Consider the following 20557-nt stretch of genomic DNA (forward strand, 5'->3'; position numbering starts at 1 on the left):
GGCTCACCCCCTGGTCAGGTTGACGTGCAGGCCGCGCATGTCACCGCCGCCGTTTTCGAACTGGGCCACCGTGCGCGCCGCCGCATGGCAGGCGTGGCAGCGCACCAGGTGCGCATCCCACTGGCCCTCACTCTTGGCGTCGGTGGCGTCGCTCCAGGGCTGGCGGCAGTCCGGGCACACGTCCTGCTCCACCAGGTGAAGGGCGAGCGCCCACTCCCGGTCCTCGTCGGTCCACAGCGGCTCGCCCGCCTGCGGCCACGAACGGCCGAGGAAGATGCTGCGCGGGACGCCCCACGCCCGGGCGGCCTCTACTTCCCGTCGGTGCGGGAGGCGAGGATCGCGGAGGCGTGCAACGCGAAAGGGACAGCCGTCGCCTCCCCGTTCACCGTCCACGCCGCATCGATCAACTGCTGCCGCTGCCCGGCATTGAGCTGCTCGAACAGTTCGCCGACATCGTCCGGCGTCATCGCCGGGTTGATGGCCGATGCCGCGATGAGGGCCGGGGCGAGGGACTCGTCGTCCCACGACTCGCCCTCCTTGTCACTCGGATGCTGCGCCACCAGATCCGACCAGGCCTTCGCGCCGAGCGCCCGGAACGTGAACTCCACCTCGGAGCCCTGCATCCGCTCCCGCGCCGCCGCGATCTTCTCCGCCAGCGCAATCCCCGGATGAGCATCAGCGATCGACTGCTGCACCCACGACTGCGTCGCCGCCAGCTCCGCCTCGAGCCGCTCCACCTCGGCGGCCACATCCCCGGCCAGGCAGAGGCGGATCGTGTGCTCCCGCGGCTTCGCCTTGGCAAGGATGTCCTTGATGTTGGGCATCAGGCCACCGTCGCCGCCGTGTTGGGCTCCTCCCGGAGCTTCATGTTGGAGGTGAACTTGGCGACCTCGTTCGGCGCCGGCGGGATGCTGTTCCGCTCGCCGCACTCCACCGGATACACCTCGACCTTCTGCCCGGCCGCCCACGCGGTCGTGTACGCGAGGATGCGGCGCACCACCAGGTAGCCCATGGTCTGGTAGGTGAGCGTCGTCCACGGCAGGTCGTCGCCCGCCGAGTCGCCCCGCTTGAACGTCACCTCCGGCGAGAAGCTGCGGCGGCCGGCGCGGTTGGTGGTGAACGTCGACGCGAGCGAGCTGTTGTCGACATCCGCGGTCTCGGCCGGGATGTTCAGGCCGTCCGGGGTGATCCGGGTCGTGAAGTCCAGGCCGGCGTTCAGCTCGGCGGCCGTCGGCGCGGCGATGTTGGCGATGGTGCTCACCCAGTACACCCGGGTCTTACCGTCGTTGATCACGTCGGACATGACGTGCCTCCTTCAGGGCATGAAAAAAGCCCCGAGGACGGGGCGGGACAGGGCAGGCAGTGCGTCAGATGACGAGGCTCGCGACGGTGACACCGGTGGTCGACGAGTAGGTGATGGCGGCACTCGTCCCGTCGGCGGTCGACGCGAAGAGGCGGCCGAGGAGAGGGCCGATCATCTTGTCGCCGGTCGTCGCCGGAACCGTGACGACCAGATCAGCGACAGCCTGGCCGTCGACCTGGGCGGTCGCCGTGACCGTGACGGTCATCGAGCTGCCGTTCGTGTTCTTCACGTGCAGGAACGAGCGGTCGCCGCACGTCACCGTCGTCGACCCGGCCGCCGCCGAATAGGTCGGAGTCAGGCCCGACCGTGCGATGACCTGCTGGGCAAGAAGCGCCATGAGAAAGCTCCAATCAGGCTGGGGTGGACATCAGCCGGTACTGCACCGGCACGAAATACAGCGGCGGAGACACATCGTCGTCACGCTGCACAGGCGGGCCGCCGAGCTCCTCCGGCCGCCACGCCCGCCGCCCGTCGACCGTCAGCGTCCCGTGCAACGCCCGACGGGCCTTGTCGGCGACCCACAGGCAGCGCTCCTCGGTCTTCCCCACGCACGTCACCTGAAAGACCGTGTCGAAGTCCAGGCGGGCGTCGGCCAGCGACTCCGGCACCGAACGGCCCGGAGCGACATACAGCGCGACATACTCGGTCGTCGTGCCGTTCGGTGGCGCCGTCGGCGGAGCGCCGCCGAGCCCCACCGTCAGGCCGCCCGCCTCCAAGGCCGCTTTGACCGCGTCCCGGTGAGGCAGGACCGCCGGCGGGGTACTCACCCGCGGCCCATCTGCGCGCCGATCGCAGCGACATGCGCCGTGAACGCTGCCGCCTCGGCCGCCAGCGCCAGGCCGCCATCGTTGTGCGGCGGGTTCTTCACCGACCCGAACTCCAGCAGGTTCCCCAGCGCCCCCTGCGGCCGGGACTTGTCCGGCCCGATCTCCGCCGACGCCCCAGTCGGGTGCGGGCGCATGTCGTAGCTGATGCTGTTCGGGTACAGACGCGCGTGCCGACCGGACGACGCGACCGCGTTGGCCCGCCAGCCGTTCTTCACATTCAGCGCTCCGCGTGCGACGACCGCCCGCGCCTGCACCTGAGCCCGCACCGCGTTCACCCGGAACACACTGGCCAACTCGTCCAACTGCCGCGTGTTGGCGTTAATGCTCATGACCGGTCCTCCGCGATGATCCGCCACGCCGTCGCCGTGCCGCTGTACTGCACACCCGTCACCCACAACCGCACACCCACCAGACGCGGGTCCGGAGACGCCGACACATCCACCACATCCCCAGGCCTCGGCCGCACACCCGGCGCCGGAAGCAGCGACGAGAACGGCAGCGACACCTTGTACTGCCGCAACGCCACCTCCCGCTCCCCCGCCTGCACCTCCGAGTCGGCCAGCTGGTCAGGCTTCACCCGCGCCATGCCGGAATAGAACGTCACCTCGGGCGGGCCAGGCGTCGAAATACCCGTCACCCGGTCGAACACATCCGGGCCCGGCCGGAACACCGTCACCGTGTCCCGCATCAGCGCCTCAGCCTCAGCACGCCCTGCGGCCAGGGCCGCCTCAAGGGCGGTCACGACGACTTCACCGAGAATGCGGTCCGCCGGTACGGGCGCAGGTCGTCCTTCTGATCCCGTGACAGCCGGGCTCCGCCGATGGTCTCGGCGGCGAAAGTCCGGCTGTAGTCGTCGATCGCCACGGACCTCAGGTTCTCCGGGTTCGACAGGTTGATCTTCGCAAGGTCCACGACGATCTCCACGACATCGTCCGGGATCTCGTCGACGTAGCCGTGGCTGTGCGTGACGCGCACCTTGGGCGCCCACACGCCCTGCACGCGGCTCCACGGCCATCCCATCAGGCGGCCCACCGGATAGCGCGGATCCCCGCGGGTCAGCTCGTTTCCGAGCCGCGTGAAATCGGTGTCCTCCGTGAGAGTGATCTCGACACCGGCATAGCCGGGAATCTCCACCACCGTCAGCGGATGCGTGGCATCGACCACGAGTGGCCGCTGCGGCAGCTGCAGCACCCGGTCCCCGCCACCCAACTCGATCGTCTCGTTCTCCACGAACGTGAAAACCTGCCCCGTGAAACGACGGACGCGGGCAGACCCCCACCGCAGCGCCAACTCAATGTCTGCGCTGGACGCCGAGGCCGGCACGGTGCCGAGATCGGCCGCCGTCGCCAGCGGGGGAAGAGAAGCCACGGCAGCCTCCCCTCAGCCCTCGGCGAGCTTCTTGAGCTGCTTCACCAGCGTCGACCGCGGCTTCTCCGCAGCCTCCTCGACGGCCAGCGCCTCGGCGGCACGATCCGGGTCTTCACCGACCCAGGCCAGCACCTCGGCGGCCGTAGAAGCATCCGCCAGGGAAGCAGGCGGCTCCTTCGGGCCGCCATCTCCCCCGTCCTCATCCGGCTCGGCGTCCAGGCGGGTCACCTTCGCCGCCGCCCGCTCCAACAGCATCGCCGCCAGCTCGCCGGACACCTCCTGGCCTTCGGCGAGCTGGGTCGGCACGTGCCCGTGAAACACCTTCATGGTCTCGTTGACGCGAACGCGCACGAGAGCCTCCCATCGGAAGGCCCCGCCCGGACGCGCCAGGCGGGGCGTGCGATCAGTTCGCGCTGTGCTCCAGCATCACGGCCCGCTTGAACAAAGCGTTGTCGCCGTTCGCCAGCGAGTCCGAGGGAACGCCGTAGTCGCCGACCCACGACCAGGTCGTCGACACGTTCTGCTGGTAGCGGTCCTGCGGCGGGCGCACGATCCGCGCCACGTCCACACCCGGCGCCACGTTGAGCATCGCGATCTCGGGGACGTCGGACACACCCGTCTCACGCAGCAGGCCGGCCGGGTTCTCGAACGGGGCCGCGATCAGAGAACCCGCACCCACCACGATCGGGCGGTGCACCGTCGTCGCGAGATCCTCGTAGCCGGTGGTGGCGGTCGTCAGGTAGGGGACGACCTCGTTGCGGACCCACACGATGCCGCCGAACACGCCGATCGCCAGATCCCGGTACGTCTGCGAGTCGGCGCGCCCCTGGTACAGGTTCTGGAACTCGGTGTCCTCGAACAGCTGCGACTCCGTCACCGAGTCGATGTGCGCGACATAGTTGCCGCCCTCAGCCGACGGGACGTGCATGCGGCGCAGACGGGCCACGGCCGCCCGGAAGTGCGAGAACTTGATCAGGTCGCCCGCCGCCAGGTCGAACGCCGAGTCGTTCGAGGAACCCGCCCGCACCGAGTACGGGGCCTGGGCCGACACGACCGAATCGCCGAGGACATCCGCGCGCGCAGTGCCGAGCGTGAGAACGCCCGTAGAGGTGTTCACGCCCGTCACCGTGTTCGCGACGCCCTCGATCGACACCGTCAGCGGAGTCGACGCCGACACCGCGGTCGGCACGCCGTTGACCAGGACATGCGTGAAGCCGTCCGTGGAGGCGACCTCGATCGACGTGTCCGAGCTGCCCGCGGTACGGCAGTAGGTGCGCCCGCCCGCGTAGCCCTTGTACAGCTTGTTCCTCGCGAGCTGGTTGATGGTCTGCCCGGCGTGAATGCCGAGCCTGCTGACGTCGTTGAGGTACTTCGACGCCTGCGTCATCGACGACTGCAGCAGGTCGGTGTCGATGGACTTGCCGTACTGGTCCATCGTCACGGTCCACTGCTCGATGCTGTACGAGCCCGTGGACGCGTCCGAGCCGGTGGTCGGAGTCGGGTCGGGAGTCATGAGCCCGTTCCGGGTCATGATCTTCGTGTCGCCCTTGGCGCCCTGCCACGGCTCGATGTCCGCGATCTGCGGAAACAGGAGCTCCGGCATCAGCGACTCGCGGAACATACCGTCGAGCAGGCCGTTCTGCATGATGGCGCGGATCGCAGCCGGCAGGGTGGACCGGACATCGTGCCGGGTCAGCCGGAACCACGACCGGCGAGCGGTCAGGGTGGTCATGAGTTCTCCTCTGTGATTTCGACGGACACGAGGTCCGGGAACTGCTGGGCGTACTGCTCCAGCCCCAGCAGCGCGGTTTGGGTGATTGCCGTGATGGCGGCGCAGACCCGCCCGTCTTCGACATGGCCCTCGTGGCCGTCGACCTCGATCGAGGTCCGGCCCTCGCCCAGTCGGGCACGGATACGGATCATCAGCGCAGGCGGACCCCGAGCGCGGCGAGCCCCTTCTGGATCTCCTCGCGCGATGCGTTGCGGTAGTCCTTCGGTGCGGGCTCCTTGCGCGGCCCCTGCGACGGGTCCGGCTTCGGCGCCCTCGACGGGTCCGCTGCAGGCGTGGTCTGCTTGCGCAGGTGCGGCTTGCGCTCCAGAAGGTCGGCCAGGTCCGCGGTGATCGCCTCGGTGTCGATCTCGCCGCCGTCGTCGGCATACTGCGCGAACTTGCCGTTGAGGTGCGCGAGCGCATCGTCCGGGTCGGCGAACTCGGCCGCCGCGGCCTTGACCTCCGCGCGCACCGCGCGCGCCGTGGCGGCCTCAGCGCGCTTCGCCGCCGCCTCCGCCCGGCCGGTGGCTTTCTCCAGCTCGGACTTGTCGCGGTCCTCGAACTCGGCCACCTTGCGGGCCAGCTCGTCAGCGCGCTTCTTCTCGGCCGCCGCGGCCTTCTTGGCCTCCGCGCGGTCCGCCTTCATCTTGTCGAGAGCCTTCTTTCCGGCGTCGCCGAGCTTGTCGGCGCCCTCCGGGTCCGGCTCAGGGTCGGGGTCTCCCTCCGGCTCCGGCGGATCGGCCGGGTCCGGGCTGGGCTCGGGGTCGTCGTGACGGTCCAGCTGGAACCAGTCCGCGCTCTGGGCAGCAGACAGCCAGCGGTTACGGGTGCTGTGCATGTGATGGGTCTCCCGTTGCGGGATCGGACGGACACGCCTTGCGCGCGGCCGGTTAAAGATCGGCTAATCCAGATAGCCGAAGCGCCGGAGCATCGCGATGGCCTCATCGCGCGACCCGGCAAGCTGATAGATCTGCTCAGGCATCAGACGTGGCGTCCGCAGCCGGTATGCCCGGCCGATGTTCGCCGGGACCCGCCCGCGCGCAATGTCGCGGGCCCGCTCCGAACGGAAGAACGCGCCCCGGGTCGTCACGCCCTCGCGGGTCGCCCTCAGCCGCTGCCCGTAGGCAGACGCCGTGTACATGCCCCGGCGGGCATTCACGACCGACGTGATATCCGCGCCGTCACGGATCGCCCGCGCACCCGCGATGGTGAAGATGCGGTCCTGCTCCCGCCGAGACAGCGAACCGAAGTACGTCTGCGCGTCAACAAACCCGCGCGGGCCGCGAGCGCCCACCGTCGGCGCCATCTCGCGATGCTCCAGAAAGCCCCGCCGCAGGCTGCTCCGGGCGACGAGCGTGGCCGGCATGTGGATGCAGTCGCAGCGCGGGTGCCGCTGAAACCCAGCATTCCACCCGAACTCCTTGCCGGACAGGATCGCGCAACGAGCACAACAGGGAGCCGTAGCAATCCGGATGTAGCCCCGGATCGTGCGCCGGCCCGCAATGCCCGCGCCGACCGCCGTGCGACCGGCATCCGTGACCTGCGTGGCCGCCATGCGCAGCATCTGGTTGAGGCCCCGCATCATCGCCTCGGTGTCCGACAGGCCAGCCGCGATCCCCTGCTTCGTGGTGATCACAGGCAGGTACAGCAGCGTGTCCAGCGCCCGCCCGTCCGAGGCGTGCCCAGCGAACGTCGCCGCCCTGAGCCGGGCCGAACCATCCGGGCCGTCGCCATCCGCAGTCTCGATCGCATCGAGGTAAGGGTCGGCCTGGGCGGCGGCGGCCAGTTGCCCAACCGCCACCGCCTCCACCACCCCTGGCCCCACCAGGGTCTCCCACGAGCCCGTAAGATCCCGCGAGTCCAACTCCCGCCACAACGTCTGCACCCGGTTCACCGCAGACCGCGTCAGGCGGGCCTGCGCCACGTAGTACGCCTCCGCCAGATCGACAGACGACAGACGCGCTGGCGCCGTCGTCACGACACACCCGCAGGCTCAGGCACCGGGTCGTCCGCCTCCTCCTCCGGCGGCGGCTTCGGACCCGCCTCCAGCGCCGCCAAATCGCCAGCGAGGATTCGCTTCATCGCGTCCTCGGCGGCCTCCTCGTCGGCGGCCTCCATGCGGGCGATCTGGGCCTGCGTATAGCCCATGTCCTCCCGGGTCTGCCGCAGCGGCACAATCTTCGCCGTGTGCAGCTTCACCGCCGCATCCGCCTTCTGAGCCACCGTCGGCGTCGAAGCGTCACGCCAGATCGTCTCCAGCGCCAACACCCGCGGATCGAAAGCGCCGTCGCGGAACCGCAGTGCGAGCCGCATGACCCGCTCCCACGCCTCGCCCCACTCCCGCTGCTTACGCTCCGCACGCTTCACCAGCCGCGACTCGCTCGAGCGGATCGCATCCGCGCTCGCCGGGTTCTCCGTGGCATAGCCCAAGAAGTGCGGCGGCAGACCAGCCAGCGACGCCACCAGCCGGGCCAACTGGTTGATCGTGTCGTGGAAGTTCGACAGCGACGCCTCCGGGAACTGCACGACGTCCGCGCCGTCCTCCTTGCGGTTGCGGGACGTCGCCCACATCCGGCCGATGATCCGCGAGAACGCCGACACCCGGCGGCCCTGCTCGTCGACAAAGTCCTGATCGCCGAACCCGAACGCCACCCGGCGCGGCGTCGCGTGATATTCCGCGCTCACCATCATGTCCGTGGCGATCTTGCAGCAGGCGTCAGAGATCGGAATGACCGCCTTGAACTCCGACACCCCACCCGGACGCTTCAACCGCGGCCGGTTCGCCAGCACAACCACCGGCACCTCGCCCAGATTGTGCTCGTCCATCTCGTGCTCAGGATCCGAAATCCACGAACCCGAGCGGTCCCTCACCCACCACGACGTCGAGTCCGGCAGATACAAGGTGGCGTAGTCGACCGGCGACTCACCCCCCGGCTCCTCACACCAGCGCTTCACCGCAGCAGCCACCGCGCCCGTGCGCGGATCATGCTCGGCGAACACGTCCAGCGCCGACTCCACCGTGATCAACGGCGTCTCGGCATCGTTCTCCCGGGCGCCCACGATCACGTAACTGCGGCGCATCACCAGCGCATCCAAATGCCCCTGATGCGACGCCGCATCCAGCCGATTCGCCTGCCAGATCCGCCACAAATCCTCGTCCGCCTCCGCCTCCTCAGGGAAACGGAAACCCTCGACGTCCAGGCGCTCCTCAATCGAGTCGGCCACCAACTGCGGCCAGTTCACCACCACCTGGCGGACCCGTTCGTCCATCTCCGCCTGCAACTCCGGCGCCATATACGACAGCGGCTGCTCACCCTCGTAGTACAGGTCCAGCAGCCTCAGATCCGGCTTCTCCCGGTCATGGCAGTCGATCAGATGCTTCAACCACTCCAGCTCAGTGCGCTCCACCAGCCCACCTCGCCCTCACCGCAGAATCAGCATCTTCGACGACTTCCGAGGGCGGGCCAGGCCGGCCGCGATGGCATCGCTGGCCGCCTCGTGCGCCAGGATCGAGCAGACAGCAAGGTCGATCTTCTGGTGGATGGCAGCCTTCCGGAGCACATACCGGTTCGCCGGCCGGGCCGCCTTACGGGCATTCCGTACATGGATTGACGTCGTCTCGCACCCGTCGTGCCGGAACACCGTGTCGGCCTTCACCACATCCGTCAGCAACTGCTCGCACGCAGCATGCATCTGCACCGGCCGGGACGTGTGCCACTCCGTGACGCGCTTCTCGCCGTGCCGCGCCTGCCACTGAGCCACCTCGCTCGTCCAGTACGGCGGATCCGCATACATACGGATCACGTCGTACCGATCGAACAATTCATCCACCGCGGCATCGACCTCAAGCCGCGGCACCTGACCGTCCCACTCCACCGGATCCCAAATGCAGCGACGCCTGTCTGGCCCATACAGCGGCGTGAACTGGAAACCTTCCAGCGTCTCCGCACGAATGCCCGTCCAGTCGTCCACCTCAGAGCCATCGAAGCCGAGCACGATCCGCGTACCGTCCGGAACATCCTCAAGAGCACGCCGAGCATCCCAACGGTCCTGCTGCAGCCATGCACCCATGCCAGCCGTGATGCGGTTCCCGTGGAAGCGCTCAGCCTCAGCAGGCTCTTTCTCCAGCAGTTCAGATGCCTCGCCCTCGATGGCGTCGAGGTCGATGTGCGTGCTGCCCTGGTAGACGGCAGCGTGGATCTTCCGCCGGTCCGCCTTCTTGCCATAGTCGAGGTCCTTAGGCGGCAGCCGGTGGAACCGGTAGACATCCTTGACCTTGGTCTCTGCCGTCTTTTGCGCCACCGAGTTCTCAGTGGGATCCCAGGCGTTCGTCTGCTCAAGGGAGCGCCCCGACATGCCGGCCAGACCCCGGCGCTGCGTCGTGGCGACCTTGGTCATGCCATTGCCGTCGGTCCAAATACCGGTCTCGTCCTGCGAGGCGAACGTGATCGGGTTGCCCAGACGGGACTGTGCGCTTGAAGTAACAACGTCGATACGGCCGTCGTTGGGCAGGCGGATGAACTGCTCGCCCACTCGCATCAGCTCGGAGAGCGGCCCGTTTCGGATCATCTCCTGGAGCGGACGGTAGGTGTTGTCCGTCTGGTCCTCGGACGTAGCCGTGATCTGGATCAGCGGCTTGTTCCAGGGCCGGCCCATCGGCTCGCCAGGCTCGTACTCGTACACCCACCCGCAACCGCAGCGGTAGTCCGTGCAGCGGTAGCGCTCACCTCCGCGCGCCCATCCGTTGAAGAGCACCGGGCCTACACCCTCGGCAGCCACGATGCTCGCCGCCCAGGGCCCCTTGCCGGATTTCTGCGGTGCGACTGCCTGCGCACGCCGGAAATGAAAGGCCGTCGACAACTGCCCCAACTCGGCTTCCGGCCTGACCCGGTAGAGGTTGGCCGTGATGCGGAGCTGCCAGTCATACATCTCGAACGGCAAGGGCGTGTCGTCTAGGCCACCGACCGACTGGAGACGGCAGTGTCGCGTGATCCAGTCGGGGACGACGAACAAGGTCGGGAAGTCGGTGGACCAGGTTCCGTCGTCAGCCGCTACCACCGGCCACCGCCCTCAGCCGGGCACGCGCCGAGGTCGGCGCGATGGTCGGCGAAGGCCCGGCCGACATCTCGCGTTCCTCGTTGGGACGCTCGATGCGCCACCGGTTAGCCCGCATGCCGGGCGTCGTCAGTCCCAGGCTGTCGGCCATCTGCCGCACGAGGGTGCCCAGGTTGACGAATGCGTCGGGTTGCTCAGCCTGGACGAGGCGCCGGACGTACAGGGCGACCTCAATGTCCTGGCCGTATCGCTCCCACATCAGGGCCTGCGGCATCTCCCAGAGCCGGTCCCACAATTTGGCTTCGCGGTCGGTCAGCTCGATGAGCGGCCATTCGGGCGTTGCGCCCTGACGGCCCTCGGCGGGCAGAATCGTCCACTCGCCAGCATCCCGCTCACGCCGCAGCGCTTCAGGGTCAGGCGGAGGACCAGACCGAGTGCGTGCACCACCCTTCGGCATATCGATCACTCCAACTAGCCGCGTTGCGCGGCGTAGAACCCGGCCAAGCCTTGCGCTCAGCCGATCAACAACAACTGCTCGCCACCGCCCCGATTGCCCTTTGAGCTGTTGCAACCCAAGTGGGCCAGGCGGACGTTCGCCGGGGTGTGTGGGCCCTGCTTCGAGAGCGGGACCACGTGATCCAGACTCGCGCTTCTCGGGTGCGGCCAAGCGATCTTCTTGCCGACCCGAGTACCGCAGATGTGACAGCGCCAGCCGTCGCGTTCAGCTATGTCTGCGAGCAGGACCGGCTCGCCAGTCGACGTCTGCTTCTTCTGCGCGCGCCGCCGGTGGTAGCGGTCGCGGCGCTTGTCGTTCCACGGCTCCGGCTTCTGTCGGCCGTCCGCCCGCGACTCCCGGTTGTACAGCAGCTTCCCGTGCTTCTCCGAGCAACAGCGCTGGCCCTCGCGATAGGGCTGGAACTCCTCGCCGCACTCTGAGAGGGCGCAGCTGCGAGTCGGTAGTGGATCGGGCAACCGCTCACCGCGCGCGATCTCGCCACAGCGCGTCGTGCAGTACTTCGCCTGGGCGCTCCGTTCCGACATATCAGCGCCGCAACCTGGACAGGCTCGAGCGAGCTGGCGAAGGATCCCAGGATGCAGGCGAGCCCATGCGCGGCAACGCTCGCTGCACCATCGCCGAGGGTTCCGCTCACGGGGGCTAGGGGTGATCGCCTGCCCGCAACCAGGGCATGTACGCAATTCATCCATGGTGCTCTCAGGGTAGGGCGAGGCACTGACACCAAGTCAGATCTTGCCGAAGAGGGCTCCCGACTGATGATTACAATGCGTCACTCTGTACGCGATCATGGAAGTTCTGATCTTGACCGGCCTTCCGCAGCCCTCCCCGGCGGTCCGCCAGAGAGGCCCGGAGGGGGCCATCCCCCTACCCTGAGTGACCATCGACCGCGCGGCCGGCCACTCGCCGTCACGCATTCCAGCCGCCCGGGGTGCTGACCGCAGTCTTGCGGCCATGGCACCCAGCGCAGATGCCCCGCAGGCGGTGCGGGGAGTCCGGATCGGGTACGCCGGCGGCCACGAGGTCGCGGCGTTCGTCGGGGTAGTGGTCAGCGACGGTGGCCGGCTGTCGACATGGGCCGTCGTGCGCGTGCCCGTCATCAGTGCAGACGCAGAGCCGGTCACGTTCGAGGACCGCACGTCGTGCTGCCTGCCATCCTGGTCCGCCGTACCCGCGCTGCCGTGCCGTACCGCGCTGCTTCTCTGCCTTGGCCCGGCATCCGTCGCATCTGCCGCCCTGCGTGTACTCGGGGCAGCCGGGTGTTGAGCAGACTCGCCATCCGTTTCGTCTGCCCATGCCGCCTCCGTCCCGGTACGGTGTCGCCCTCGACTTGTGGGGGTTTGATGCAGGGGAATGTGGCTGCCGGTGTGCTGGTGGTGGCGATGTGTGCGCTGGTGTTCGGCTGGGTTGGTCGTCTGCCGTGGTTGATGGTGGCCGCGGTGCTGGTCCTGATCGCCGTGTTCGTGGGGTTCGGCCGGCACATGCGTGTGGACCGGGAGCACGGGCGGGATCGGCCGTGGCGTGACCGTGGGCAGGCTGACGGTTAGGCCGTGGTCTGATCGTCGATGAGCCCGAGGGTGTCGAGTGCGGTCAGCAGGCTGGCGAGAGCCGCGTTGCCACCACGCGATCCGGTGACGGCCTGCTGCGTGACGGGGTTCTTGCCGTGGAAGCCGAGCCGATTGGCGTCGGGGTCGATGACGTGGACGACGGCCCCGTACAGGGCTGCCACGAACTCGCGCTTACCCGCGTGCTGCACGTTGAGGGCGTCGGCCGAGTAACGGTCGTAGCTGCGCTGAGTGCCGTTGAAGCCGGTCCCGGACCAGTTCGAGACGATCAGGTCCGCGCCGGTGGCTTCCAAGTCCAGTGCGCCGCCGCCTCGCCGGAAGCGGTAGCCCTTGGCGTTGTCCTTGACGGTGAGGTCTCCGCCGGAGATGAGGGCGTTCCCTGTGACGTTGAGCGCGGCAAGGAACGCGGTTCCGTTCTCGATGGCGGCGACGCGGCCGAGGCAGTCGTCTACGAATCCGTTGAGCGCGGTCACGGTGCCGCTGAGTGTGGTCACTGTGCCGGTGAGGGTGTTGACGACGGTGATCGTCGCGAACTGGCCGTCGGCGTAGGCCCGGTCACCGTGTGGGTCCGCGGCCCCCGTGTGGGTCGTGACCTTGGCGGTTGCGCCTGCCATGGTCTCGAGAAGCGCCGTGTTCGGGATGCCGTGCACATCGGTGGTGTCCGCCGAGTGTGCGGTCACCTTGCTGGTGGCGTCGGCGGCTGCCGCGGCCTGGGCTGCTGCGGCGGCACCACCCGCGTCGAAGAGGGCGATCGTAGCGGCGGCCAACGCCGGGTTCGGGTACGAGCCGGTGAGCGCTCCGCCTGCCGGTCCGCTCGGCGGGAGCGACTGGCCGCTGCCGCCCGGCGCGGACACGGGGGCGAGCACGGACAGGTCGACGGTCGGGCCGAGCGTGGACGGCAGGTCGATCCAGTAGGTGCGGCGTTGCCCGCCGGTGGGCTGCTCGTCGACCCGCCACCGCCAGCCTGTCGGCTGTACGTCGGTGTCGTCATTGCAGAGCAGGGTGGTGCTCAGCTGCCCTGATCCGTTGAGTGTCACGGTGCCGGCGCCGCTGTAGATGGCGTGCTGTGTGGAGTCGACGAGGACCGTGGAGGGGGTGAAGACGACACTGCCCGCGCGTGCTGCGCCTGCCACGGGGACGGGGAACGTGCCGGTGACGGTGATCGTGGAGGCGCCTACGGGGAAGGGCACGGTCACCTCCAGGGGTTGGGTGTCCCGCGGCCCGGGGTGGGGTCCGGCGGGCGGCGGGACGGTTCAGGCGGCGCGTCGCACGGCGTCGGCGTTGTCGCGGGCCTGCTTGTGGGCTTCGGCGATCTGCTGCTGGCTGTAGATGCGGCGGCCGTGCTCGTCGGTGCGCGGATCCTTCAGCAGGCCGCGGCGTTCCCAGCCGTAGATGGTCTGTCGGCTGCCGCCGATGAATGCGGCGGCTTGGGAGACGGTGAACCACAACATCCCGGCTGCTTCGCGTCCGTCTGCGTCACGGTGGTCGTCGGGGCGGGGCATGGCACCTCCCCTGACATGCGGAAACCCCCGCGCATGTGGCGGGGGTTCCGTGGTGCTTGTGGGCACAGAGGTCCCTAGGTGACTCCGAGTATGCATTGCAGGTCAGGGCATTGCAAGGAGATCCGGTGTCAGGTCGGATCGGGAACGGCGGTCAGGTCCATTCCCAGGTCTGTCGGGCTGCTGCGGCTCGGCGCGCTGATCCGGCGAGGAGGGTGGCGAGCTGGCCCCATTCGGGGTTCATGGCCCGGCTGTTGGCGGCTTTGGTGAGGAGTTCACCGATCCGGCCGGCCTCGGCGGGCGGCGTGTAGACGGGGACGCTGAGGTGTCCGTCGAAGAGGTGGGCGACCTCGCGCCATTCCGTCCCGGTGAGTGCGTGGGCGAGGTGGGTGCCGAGGTTGCTGATGGTGAGTGCGGATCGGGTGGAGGGCACGCCGTGGCTGATGCTGATTCCCATCAGGCGGCCTGCTTCTGCTGCCAGGCGGCGAGTTTGCGTTCGCCGTCGGCTCGGGCCGCGGCCTCGGTGGGCTGCGGGTCGGATTGGGCGAGGGTGTTGCCGGTGGCCGAGTGGATGGCGGCGGCGACCCACGTGTTGGCGGGTACGGCGAGGCCGCGGTCGAGGTTTGCGGGCATGCGGCCGTAGGACTGGAAGACGTCCCACTCGATGTCGGGCTGGGGCATTACTTTCTCCCTTGCTGGGGTGGCTACTTCCTGGTGGGGACGTGGCGCTGATCGGGGTCGTGTTCGGCGTGGTAGGAGGCTGCGAGGATCGCTCCGGTGCCGCTGTTGTAGGGCGTGTTCTGGAGGTTGGGGCAGCCGGAGCAGACGACGCGGAACTCGTCGGCGGTGTGGTCGGCTTGGGCGTAGACGAATGAGCCGTCCGGGGCTTCGAGGATTTTGCTGATGCGTTCGAATGCCATGCGGACTCCCTGTGAGCGGTCAGAGGGTGCGGGCGTGGGCGAGTGCGGCGGCGCGGTCGAGGTAGAGGAGGGGCTGGCGCGGGCCATTCCGGGCGTCATTCCAGCTAGGAATGGATTCGGCGCCGGAGAAGTCCCTCCGGATGGTTTCGAGGAGGATGCGGCAGGCGTCGTCGGCTGCCCCGCCGGTGGGTGCTTCGGCGCGGATGGCTCCGATGAGGCAGTTGGCGCCTTGTTCGTCGCGGAGTGCTCCGGTGCACCAGCCGCCGGTTTCGAGGCGGAGGCGGGCTTTGTGGAGGGTGGCCGCGACGGGGGTGGTGTAGGGGCACGGTGCGGGTTGCGGGGTGTTGACGGGGTTCCGGATGACGTCGGCCAGGTCGAGCGGTTGGGTGTTGATGCGGGCGTCGACGGCGAGGGCGGCGAGGGCGAGCCGCTCGTCGAAGCTCAGCGCGGTGGCGCTCGGAGCGGACGGGGCGAGCGTCTTGGTGGTCACGGCTGGGCCTTTCCGCTGCCCTTGCATTCGCCGCAGTTGGCCTTGATCTGCTTGCCGCCGAATGCGCTGTAGAGGACGCCGTTTCCGGTGCAGCACCAACACGGGCCTCGTGCTTGCGCTTCGGCGGGTGAGACGGTTCCGTTCTGCGCATCCCACTGCTGGTCTGTCATGGCGCGGGGCATGATGGGGGTCTCCTGGTTCGCTGGTTCGGGCTGGGTGGGTGGGGCGCCCCTGGTTGCTGGCAGGCTGGTGGGGCGCCCCGGCTTGGTTAGCCGCGCTGGCGGCGCATCTCGGCCTTGATGTCCTCGTTGGACGCCCCCGCGTCGAGGGCGCGGCCGACCGCGCGCATCACCTCGCGCGGGTCGGTGAGGCAGTCCGGGCCGCCGTGCGCGAGCACTTCACGGGCGGCTTCTTCGATTGCCTGCTGTCGATCCATTTCGTGTCCTTTCAGTCGTTGTCAGACGCGCCAGGTTCCGAGGGGGCGCCGCTTGCGCGGGTCACTGCCCTGGTTGGCCCGCTTCTCCAGTCCGCGGAGTTCGGCTTCGTCAAGGACGCCCTCGTAGTCGTTGCTACCGAGGGGCCCGGCGACCTGCCGCGGCGGGGTGGCGACGTTGCGGACGCCGGCCGGGGGCTGCTCGTAGACGGGGCCCCAGTTCTGGCAGAGCTGGACGGCGTCCATGCTCCCGTTGGTGCAGGGGGTGCCGGTGAACGGCCGCCGCTGCGTGAAGGTGATCTCGCTGTACAGCTGGGAGTCTTCGTAGGGGGCGAGGTTGGTGGCCATTTCGTACAGCACGTAGTAGGACTTGCCGATCTGCGCCTGTCGGGCGAACTTCTTGGCCTCGTTGGGCTGCCAGCACTTGGACATGGGTGATCTTCTCCGTTTCGGGTTTGTGGTGGTTTGTTCTTGCTGCTCGGGGCTGCTCAGCGGCTAAAGGTGCAGGTCAGGGCTGCTCAGGTTCCTGCTCACGTGCCGCTCAGAGCAGTTGTTGAGCAGGCCCTGAGCGGCAGCCTGAGCGGCTGTGACCTGCGGGTTTGCGGCGTGAGCAGGGCTGAGCAGGTCCTGATCAGGGGTGCATACTTCGCGTAACGGTCACAGCAGGTGGCGGAGACGATCACGCTTGAAGCCGCGCGGATTGGCCTCCTCGCCGATCTGGCCGAGCGTGATCGGGGCGCCGGCGCCCGCATCCTTCAGCAGCGCCTTCAACTGGTCGACCGGCAGTTCGCCGTAGGCCTCGGGGTCGTACTCGCGGAGCGCCCGGAGAAGCACCTCGGTCTTCATCCGGTCGACCCCGGCCTTCTCCATGACGGCTACCGCGTCCTCGACGGCGGTACGAGCAGCGCCGTCCGTCAGCGGGTCGGCCTCGGCAGGCTGAGCTCCGCACAGCCTCAGCAGCGCATCCCAGGTGAGCAGTTTGACCGGGGCGTCCTTCTTGATGTTGCCGTCGTTGTCGTAGACCGCCTCGACATACTCGGGCAGGTCCACGCCACGCATGGCGTCGAGACTGTCCTGGTCGGGCTCGACCAGCCCGGCTTCCAGGCGCTCCTCGGCGAGCTTACGCAGGGTGGCGGACGGGGTTTCGTGGATGGCGTACTCGATCGGCTCGTCGGGCCGGCCGGGGACGCCTTGGATGTAGATGTGACCGGCGTCCTTGGGGTCGGTGTCGGTGGCCGGGGACAGCTTGTGCGGCAGGTAGCCCTCGTTGACGGAGCCGTCGCCGAACACGGCGCGGGTGTCGCCGACCTTGCAGGGGCCGACCGCCTTGAGGGCGACCATCTGCGCGAAGTTCTCGCCGAGGTAGCCTTTCTGACCGCCCTGTGAGGCGATCTCGACCTCGATGAGTTCCTTGCGGCCGACGAGCAGCAGGTCGAACGCAAGCTTCTTCGCCAGCTCGGTGGCCTTCGGGAACTCGTCGAAGAAGATCGTCACGGCGGGATGCTGGGCGCTGGCCTTCCACTTCTTGCCCATGCCGAGCTTCTGCCGCAGTCGGGCACGGGCCTTCGACATGACCAGGAAGAACAGCAGGACAGCTTCGATCTGCTCGTTGGTACGGGCGGTGATCCGCACGCAGTCGCCGAGGTCTTCGAGGCCGTCGCCGTGCGGGTCGAGGTCGATGGTGATGTTGTCGTAGCAGGCCGTCGTACCCTCGGCCAGCCCCTGGAGGATGCCGGTCTTGCCGCCACCCGAGGCAGCCACCCACAGGCCCATGACGCCGGCCAGCGAAAGTTCCAGCGGGTCACCGCCGACGGAGGTTCCGATACGGAACTTGTCAGTGATCGACATCGACTTGGGGGCGCGGTAGGGCAGGCCGGGCGCGGTGGCGAACGGGTCACCGTCGACGAGTCGCAGGATGGCGCACGCCCGCCGGGCCTTGATCGGCTGCGGTCGGACTCCGTTGGCCGGCAGGTCGAACTTGGTCTCCAGGTCACCGCTCTTCACGATGATGGCCTCGGGAGTGCCTTCGCTGACACGGACGGTGCACTGCCAGCCCCACGGCTGCCGCTGCACGTCCGACACCTCGACGATCGGCACATTCTCCGCCCGGGCCGCCAGCAGCACGCACTGAGCGGCCTGGTCAGGGGTGCGCACGTTACGGATGGGGAACGGCTTGGCGCCTTCGGGCAGTTGCTCGACGGACATGACGACGTTCCCGCCGACGATCGGCGCCGCACCCCCGGCCGGCTCCGCCAGGAACGTGGCGGGCAGGGCCGGGGTCTGGGCGAAAGGGGCCGCGGCCTCCTGGTCCTCAACATGCGGGCGGGACAGGAACCACCAGCCGAACCCGGCCGCGGGAATCGACAGCAGGAGCAGGCCGGGCTCGGTGGAAACGCCGTGCAGGTAGGCGTAGCCGCCGGCCAGAACAGCGCCGACACGGGTCGCCTTCTTCATCCAACGCGCCTGGTCGACCTCTTTACCTGTGGGCGGGGTGACGGCGATCATCGGGCCTTCGGTGGCCCGGGTCTCGACTCGGGCCTGCAGCGCGGCGAGCTCTCCCCGGATGCGTTCCACCTGCGGGGTTGTTTCCTTGCCCTGCCGGGCGGCGTCCACGCGGGCCTCTGCGAGACGGCCGTTGACGCGGCCGACTTCACGCAGCAGGTGGTCGTCCTGCTGCTGGGCCTTGCGCCGCTTGGCGTCGACGACGCGCTCGGCAAGCTCGTGGTCGTCGAGGTCGGCGGTGGCGAACCAGTCGCGGAGTCGGCGGCCGGCGTTCTGCTTCTGCCCGTCGAAGGCGGTCTTGGCTTTCGCCTTGTGCTCGTCCCAGCGACCGCCGTCCTGGGTGGTCTGGGCTGCGACCGGCTGGCCGGGCTGCTGAATTTCGGTGGCCACTGGCCTGGTCCTTCCGTGTGGGGGCGGGGCCCGGGCTGGGCCCCGCGTCGACGAGTGGCTACAGGCCGCTGAGGACGTTGCCGAGGGAGCTGATCGCGGACTCGGTGAGGCTGTCGCCCATGGCGCCGACGACCGTCCCCGAGATGGCGATGCCGAACAGGGTCACGAGGACCGCGTCGCCGACCCGCATGGGGCCGTTCTTGACCCGGACGAAAACGATGACGCCGAGGACGAGGATGGCGACGATGCCGGCGCCGATCGCCCCGCCACCGGCCTGCGTCTGGATCTGCTCGCCGTTGACACCAGCGGGCTGGCCGCCGACCGGGTTCTGCAGCTGGGCGCCGGAGCCCGGGTCGGTGGTGAGGCCGGACGGGTTCGGGACGGGCTGCTTCTCGGCGACCGCGACGACGGTGGCGTGGTGCTCCTCGGCGTTCGCGGTGATGACCGCGGGCCCGCCGAGGAGGGCAATGGCCGCGCCGCCCGAGACGGCAATCCGGCGAAGAGTCTGGTTCATGACGGGGTCTCCAATGGGGTGAGTTAGCTGGCGTTCTCAGCGGGCGTAGGCGTGCGCTCGGCGCGGGCCTGGGAGCGGGCGATGGGGTGGTTGGGCTGGCTGTCGCCGGGCGTGCGGCGGGGCGGGGTTCCGCCGTTGTTGCGGCGCCCGTCGGGGGCGTTCGGGTCGCGCTTCGGCTTGGCAGGTCGTTGGGAATTGACCAGCGACATCGAGCCCAAAACCGGGGCGTCGGTGACGGTCCGCATGTGGGCCTGCGCTGCCCGCGACTGCGCCTCGATTTCGGCACGGATACCGACCGTCTTGCAGCCAGTGACGAGGAACCAGGCCTCGCCCCAGATCTGCTCGGTGACGTACTGGGAGCCGCGGGCCGCGCGGAGTGCGTCGGCGACATGCCACACGTCGTCGTGGCTGGCCTTGCGGTCAGCGTCCCTACGCGCCTGCTCCTCCTCGGCACGCTTCTGCGCAGCGACCTTCTCGGCGGCTGCCCTCGCGTCGGCAGCCTTCTTCTCGTCGGCCGCCTTCTTGCGGGCGGCGTCCGCCTCGGCCTTGGCCCGGGAGGCGGCACGGCGGTCGCGCAGCGACGGGATGCCGTCAGCCCGCTGCGCGATGCCGTGCTCATAAGCCATCAGCACGACCGGACCGCCGACCGAGGCGAGCGCACCGATGAGGCCGGCGTTGAATCCGATGGCCGCGTCGGTGAGTCCGCCGTACAGGTTCACTGCCGCAGCGATCGCCGCGCCGATCATGATGCCGATCCGGTAAGGCATCACGTCACGGCGGTGAGCGACTGCCCACGTGGCGCCGAAGGCGAGTACCAAGGCGAGGCCCTCGAGGAGTCCGGGGGCGGCGACGAGGAACGGCCTCTGCGGGTCCCAGAAGTGCATGAACTGCACCGGAGCAGCGATGATCAGACCGACGGCGTAGATGCCGCGCGCACCCCACTTCCACCACCGCTCCGCGCGCTCCTGCTCGGCCGCCTGCTGTGCCTCACGCTCGGCGGCTTCCTTCTCCGCGTCGGCGGCCTTCTTCTCCTCCGCCTTCGATTTGGCGGTCTCGGCGGCCTTCTTAGCGACGTAGGCCTGGTGGTCGACCTTGTCCTTCTCCAGGCGCATGGCGGCACGCTCGTTGGCGATGCGGTCCTTCTCGGCCTGCTCTCGGGCAAGAATCTGGGTGGCCTTCGCGTCGCCTTCGGCCTGGATGCGGAGGGCTTCGGCTTTGGCGGCGGCCTCGGTTCGGATCGCCTCCGCCTCGGCGTGCGCGACCGGGTCGTACTCGAACCGGGGCTCAGGCGAGGCCACGGCGCGGCCGTTGACCTTCTCGACGGATGTGGCGGTCACAGCGGATCA

Annotated in this window: 30 protein-coding genes; 1 reads left to right on the plus strand and 29 read right to left on the minus strand. The window is 68.9% G+C overall.

Features of this window, described 5'->3' with window-relative positions; translation table 11 throughout:
- Positions 1-3: 3 nt before the first annotated feature.
- The 17 genes from SGFS_RS06195 to SGFS_RS06275 all read right to left on the minus strand — a co-directional run bounded on the left by SGFS_RS06195 (position 4) and on the right by SGFS_RS06275 (position 11425).
- Positions 4-192: a hypothetical protein gene (locus SGFS_RS06195; RefSeq protein ID WP_286248272.1), complete on the minus strand. Its 189-nt coding sequence runs from the start codon at positions 190-192 to the stop codon at positions 4-6.
- Positions 193-308: 116 nt separating this feature from the next.
- Positions 309-824, minus strand: coding sequence for a hypothetical protein (locus tag SGFS_RS06200; RefSeq protein ID WP_286248274.1), 516 nt, complete (start codon positions 822-824; stop codon positions 309-311).
- The gene (locus SGFS_RS06205) at positions 824-1303 is read right to left on the minus strand and encodes a phage tail tube protein (protein ID WP_286248278.1); all 480 of its coding nucleotides are present in this window, start codon (positions 1301-1303) and stop codon (positions 824-826) included. Before SGFS_RS06205 ends, SGFS_RS06200 begins: the two co-directional genes overlap by 1 nt.
- Before the next feature lie 64 nt (positions 1304-1367).
- Positions 1368-1700, minus strand: a complete 333-nt coding sequence (locus SGFS_RS06210; RefSeq protein WP_286248280.1) for a hypothetical protein — start codon at positions 1698-1700, stop codon at positions 1368-1370.
- Positions 1701-1713: 13 nt separating this feature from the next.
- Complete coding sequence (locus SGFS_RS06215) at positions 1714-2130, minus strand: hypothetical protein (RefSeq protein ID WP_286248282.1); 417 nt, start codon at positions 2128-2130, stop codon at positions 1714-1716.
- Positions 2127-2519 carry a hypothetical protein gene (locus SGFS_RS06220; protein WP_286248284.1) on the minus strand — a complete coding sequence of 131 codons (393 nt, stop codon included), beginning with the start codon at positions 2517-2519 and terminating at the stop codon, positions 2127-2129. The genes SGFS_RS06215 and SGFS_RS06220 overlap by 4 nt, the downstream gene beginning before the upstream one ends.
- Positions 2516-2932, minus strand: a complete 417-nt coding sequence (locus SGFS_RS06225; RefSeq protein ID WP_286248286.1) for a DUF6093 family protein — start codon at positions 2930-2932, stop codon at positions 2516-2518. Before SGFS_RS06225 ends, SGFS_RS06220 begins: the two co-directional genes overlap by 4 nt.
- A complete protein-coding gene (locus SGFS_RS06230; RefSeq protein WP_286248288.1) occupies positions 2929-3558 on the minus strand; it encodes a hypothetical protein in 630 nt (209 codons plus the stop codon). The genes SGFS_RS06225 and SGFS_RS06230 overlap by 4 nt, the downstream gene beginning before the upstream one ends.
- A gap of 12 nt (positions 3559-3570) precedes the next feature.
- Positions 3571-3909 (minus strand): hypothetical protein, encoded by a 339-nt coding sequence (locus SGFS_RS06235; RefSeq protein ID WP_286248290.1) that lies wholly within the window; start codon positions 3907-3909, stop codon positions 3571-3573.
- 52 nt (positions 3910-3961) lie between these two features.
- On the minus strand, positions 3962-5290 hold the full coding sequence (locus tag SGFS_RS06240; protein WP_286248292.1) for a major capsid protein: 1329 nt from the start codon (positions 5288-5290) through the stop codon (positions 3962-3964).
- Positions 5287-5481: a ribosomal-processing cysteine protease Prp gene (locus tag SGFS_RS06245; protein ID WP_286248294.1), complete on the minus strand. Its 195-nt coding sequence runs from the start codon at positions 5479-5481 to the stop codon at positions 5287-5289. The genes SGFS_RS06240 and SGFS_RS06245 overlap by 4 nt, the downstream gene beginning before the upstream one ends.
- Positions 5481-6167 (minus strand): hypothetical protein, encoded by a 687-nt coding sequence (locus SGFS_RS06250; RefSeq protein WP_286248296.1) that lies wholly within the window; start codon positions 6165-6167, stop codon positions 5481-5483. The genes SGFS_RS06245 and SGFS_RS06250 overlap by 1 nt, the downstream gene beginning before the upstream one ends.
- Positions 6168-6230: 63 nt before the next feature.
- Entirely contained in the window at positions 6231-7307 is a 1077-nt protein-coding gene (locus SGFS_RS06255; RefSeq protein ID WP_286248297.1) for a hypothetical protein, read from the minus strand.
- Positions 7304-8737 carry a phage portal protein gene (locus SGFS_RS06260; protein ID WP_286248299.1) on the minus strand — a complete coding sequence of 478 codons (1434 nt, stop codon included), beginning with the start codon at positions 8735-8737 and terminating at the stop codon, positions 7304-7306. The genes SGFS_RS06255 and SGFS_RS06260 overlap by 4 nt, the downstream gene beginning before the upstream one ends.
- A 15-nt stretch (positions 8738-8752) precedes the next feature.
- A complete protein-coding gene (locus SGFS_RS06265) occupies positions 8753-10270 on the minus strand; it encodes a hypothetical protein (RefSeq protein WP_286248301.1) in 1518 nt (505 codons plus the stop codon).
- 103 nt (positions 10271-10373) lie between these two features.
- Positions 10374-10850 (minus strand): hypothetical protein, encoded by a 477-nt coding sequence (locus SGFS_RS06270; protein ID WP_286248303.1) that lies wholly within the window; start codon positions 10848-10850, stop codon positions 10374-10376.
- A gap of 47 nt (positions 10851-10897) precedes the next feature.
- A complete protein-coding gene (locus SGFS_RS06275) occupies positions 10898-11425 on the minus strand; it encodes an HNH endonuclease (protein ID WP_286248305.1) in 528 nt (175 codons plus the stop codon).
- A gap of 828 nt (positions 11426-12253) precedes the next feature.
- Here SGFS_RS06275 and SGFS_RS06280 point away from each other — a divergent pair.
- Entirely contained in the window at positions 12254-12445 is a 192-nt protein-coding gene (locus SGFS_RS06280) for a hypothetical protein (protein ID WP_286248306.1), read from the plus strand.
- Here SGFS_RS06280 and SGFS_RS06285 read toward each other — a convergent pair.
- The 12 genes from SGFS_RS06285 to SGFS_RS06340 all read right to left on the minus strand — a co-directional run bounded on the left by SGFS_RS06285 (position 12442) and on the right by SGFS_RS06340 (position 20548).
- Positions 12442-13653, minus strand: coding sequence for a hypothetical protein (locus SGFS_RS06285; protein ID WP_286248309.1), 1212 nt, complete (start codon positions 13651-13653; stop codon positions 12442-12444). The two genes, SGFS_RS06280 and SGFS_RS06285, sit on opposite strands and share 4 nt — an antisense overlap.
- 63 nt (positions 13654-13716) lie before the next feature.
- Positions 13717-13965, minus strand: a complete 249-nt coding sequence (locus tag SGFS_RS06290) for a MerR family transcriptional regulator (protein WP_286248311.1) — start codon at positions 13963-13965, stop codon at positions 13717-13719.
- Positions 13966-14116: 151 nt separating this feature from the next.
- Positions 14117-14419 (minus strand): DUF7739 domain-containing protein, encoded by a 303-nt coding sequence (locus tag SGFS_RS06295; RefSeq protein WP_286248313.1) that lies wholly within the window; start codon positions 14417-14419, stop codon positions 14117-14119.
- Positions 14419-14643 (minus strand): hypothetical protein, encoded by a 225-nt coding sequence (locus SGFS_RS06300; protein ID WP_286248314.1) that lies wholly within the window; start codon positions 14641-14643, stop codon positions 14419-14421. Before SGFS_RS06300 ends, SGFS_RS06295 begins: the two co-directional genes overlap by 1 nt.
- A 23-nt stretch (positions 14644-14666) precedes the next feature.
- Positions 14667-14882, minus strand: a complete 216-nt coding sequence (locus SGFS_RS06305) for a hypothetical protein (RefSeq protein ID WP_286248316.1) — start codon at positions 14880-14882, stop codon at positions 14667-14669.
- A gap of 19 nt (positions 14883-14901) precedes the next feature.
- Entirely contained in the window at positions 14902-15372 is a 471-nt protein-coding gene (locus SGFS_RS06310) for a DUF6197 family protein (RefSeq protein ID WP_286248318.1), read from the minus strand.
- Positions 15369-15542: a hypothetical protein gene (locus SGFS_RS06315; protein WP_286248320.1), complete on the minus strand. Its 174-nt coding sequence runs from the start codon at positions 15540-15542 to the stop codon at positions 15369-15371. Before SGFS_RS06315 ends, SGFS_RS06310 begins: the two co-directional genes overlap by 4 nt.
- A gap of 98 nt (positions 15543-15640) precedes the next feature.
- Positions 15641-15808, minus strand: a complete 168-nt coding sequence (locus tag SGFS_RS06320; RefSeq protein ID WP_286248321.1) for a hypothetical protein — start codon at positions 15806-15808, stop codon at positions 15641-15643.
- A gap of 21 nt (positions 15809-15829) precedes the next feature.
- Positions 15830-16237, minus strand: coding sequence for a hypothetical protein (locus SGFS_RS06325; protein ID WP_286248324.1), 408 nt, complete (start codon positions 16235-16237; stop codon positions 15830-15832).
- A gap of 225 nt (positions 16238-16462) precedes the next feature.
- The gene (locus SGFS_RS06330) at positions 16463-18697 is read right to left on the minus strand and encodes a hypothetical protein (RefSeq protein ID WP_286248325.1); all 2235 of its coding nucleotides are present in this window, start codon (positions 18695-18697) and stop codon (positions 16463-16465) included.
- Positions 18698-18755: 58 nt separating this feature from the next.
- Positions 18756-19211 carry a hypothetical protein gene (locus tag SGFS_RS06335; protein ID WP_286248326.1) on the minus strand — a complete coding sequence of 152 codons (456 nt, stop codon included), beginning with the start codon at positions 19209-19211 and terminating at the stop codon, positions 18756-18758.
- Positions 19212-19234: 23 nt separating this feature from the next.
- On the minus strand, positions 19235-20548 hold the full coding sequence (locus tag SGFS_RS06340) for a hypothetical protein (RefSeq protein WP_286248327.1): 1314 nt from the start codon (positions 20546-20548) through the stop codon (positions 19235-19237).
- Positions 20549-20557 lie beyond the last annotated feature (9 nt).

This window comes from Streptomyces graminofaciens (genome assembly GCF_030294945.1).
Taxonomy (GTDB): domain Bacteria; phylum Actinomycetota; class Actinomycetes; order Streptomycetales; family Streptomycetaceae; genus Streptomyces; species Streptomyces graminofaciens.

Bases quoted from the DNA above. Each gene is read 5' to 3' on its own strand.
- SGFS_RS06335 (WP_286248326.1), bottom strand. From the start codon at position 19,211: ATGAACCAGACTCTTCGCCGGATTGCCGTCTCGGGCGGCGCGGCCATT.
- SGFS_RS06290 (WP_286248311.1), bottom strand. From the start codon at position 13,965: ATGCCCCGCCCCGACGACCACCGTGACGCAGACGGACGCGAAGCAGCC.
- SGFS_RS06325 (WP_286248324.1), bottom strand. From the start codon at position 16,237: ATGTCCAAGTGCTGGCAGCCCAACGAGGCCAAGAAGTTCGCCCGACAG.
- SGFS_RS06210 (WP_286248280.1), bottom strand. From the start codon at position 1,700: ATGGCGCTTCTTGCCCAGCAGGTCATCGCACGGTCGGGCCTGACTCCG.
- SGFS_RS06315 (WP_286248320.1), bottom strand. From the start codon at position 15,542: ATGACAGACCAGCAGTGGGATGCGCAGAACGGAACCGTCTCACCCGCC.
- SGFS_RS06200 (WP_286248274.1), bottom strand. From the start codon at position 824: ATGCCCAACATCAAGGACATCCTTGCCAAGGCGAAGCCGCGGGAGCAC.
- SGFS_RS06295 (WP_286248313.1), bottom strand. From the start codon at position 14,419: ATGGGAATCAGCATCAGCCACGGCGTGCCCTCCACCCGATCCGCACTC.
- SGFS_RS06220 (WP_286248284.1), bottom strand. From the start codon at position 2,519: ATGAGCATTAACGCCAACACGCGGCAGTTGGACGAGTTGGCCAGTGTG.
- SGFS_RS06275 (WP_286248305.1), bottom strand. From the start codon at position 11,425: ATGTCGGAACGGAGCGCCCAGGCGAAGTACTGCACGACGCGCTGTGGC.
- SGFS_RS06320 (WP_286248321.1), bottom strand. From the start codon at position 15,808: ATGGATCGACAGCAGGCAATCGAAGAAGCCGCCCGTGAAGTGCTCGCG.
- SGFS_RS06205 (WP_286248278.1), bottom strand. From the start codon at position 1,303: ATGTCCGACGTGATCAACGACGGTAAGACCCGGGTGTACTGGGTGAGC.
- SGFS_RS06300 (WP_286248314.1), bottom strand. From the start codon at position 14,643: ATGCCCCAGCCCGACATCGAGTGGGACGTCTTCCAGTCCTACGGCCGC.
- SGFS_RS06245 (WP_286248294.1), bottom strand. From the start codon at position 5,481: ATGATCCGTATCCGTGCCCGACTGGGCGAGGGCCGGACCTCGATCGAG.
- SGFS_RS06240 (WP_286248292.1), bottom strand. From the start codon at position 5,290: ATGACCACCCTGACCGCTCGCCGGTCGTGGTTCCGGCTGACCCGGCAC.
- SGFS_RS06250 (WP_286248296.1), bottom strand. From the start codon at position 6,167: ATGCACAGCACCCGTAACCGCTGGCTGTCTGCTGCCCAGAGCGCGGAC.
- SGFS_RS06305 (WP_286248316.1), bottom strand. From the start codon at position 14,882: ATGGCATTCGAACGCATCAGCAAAATCCTCGAAGCCCCGGACGGCTCA.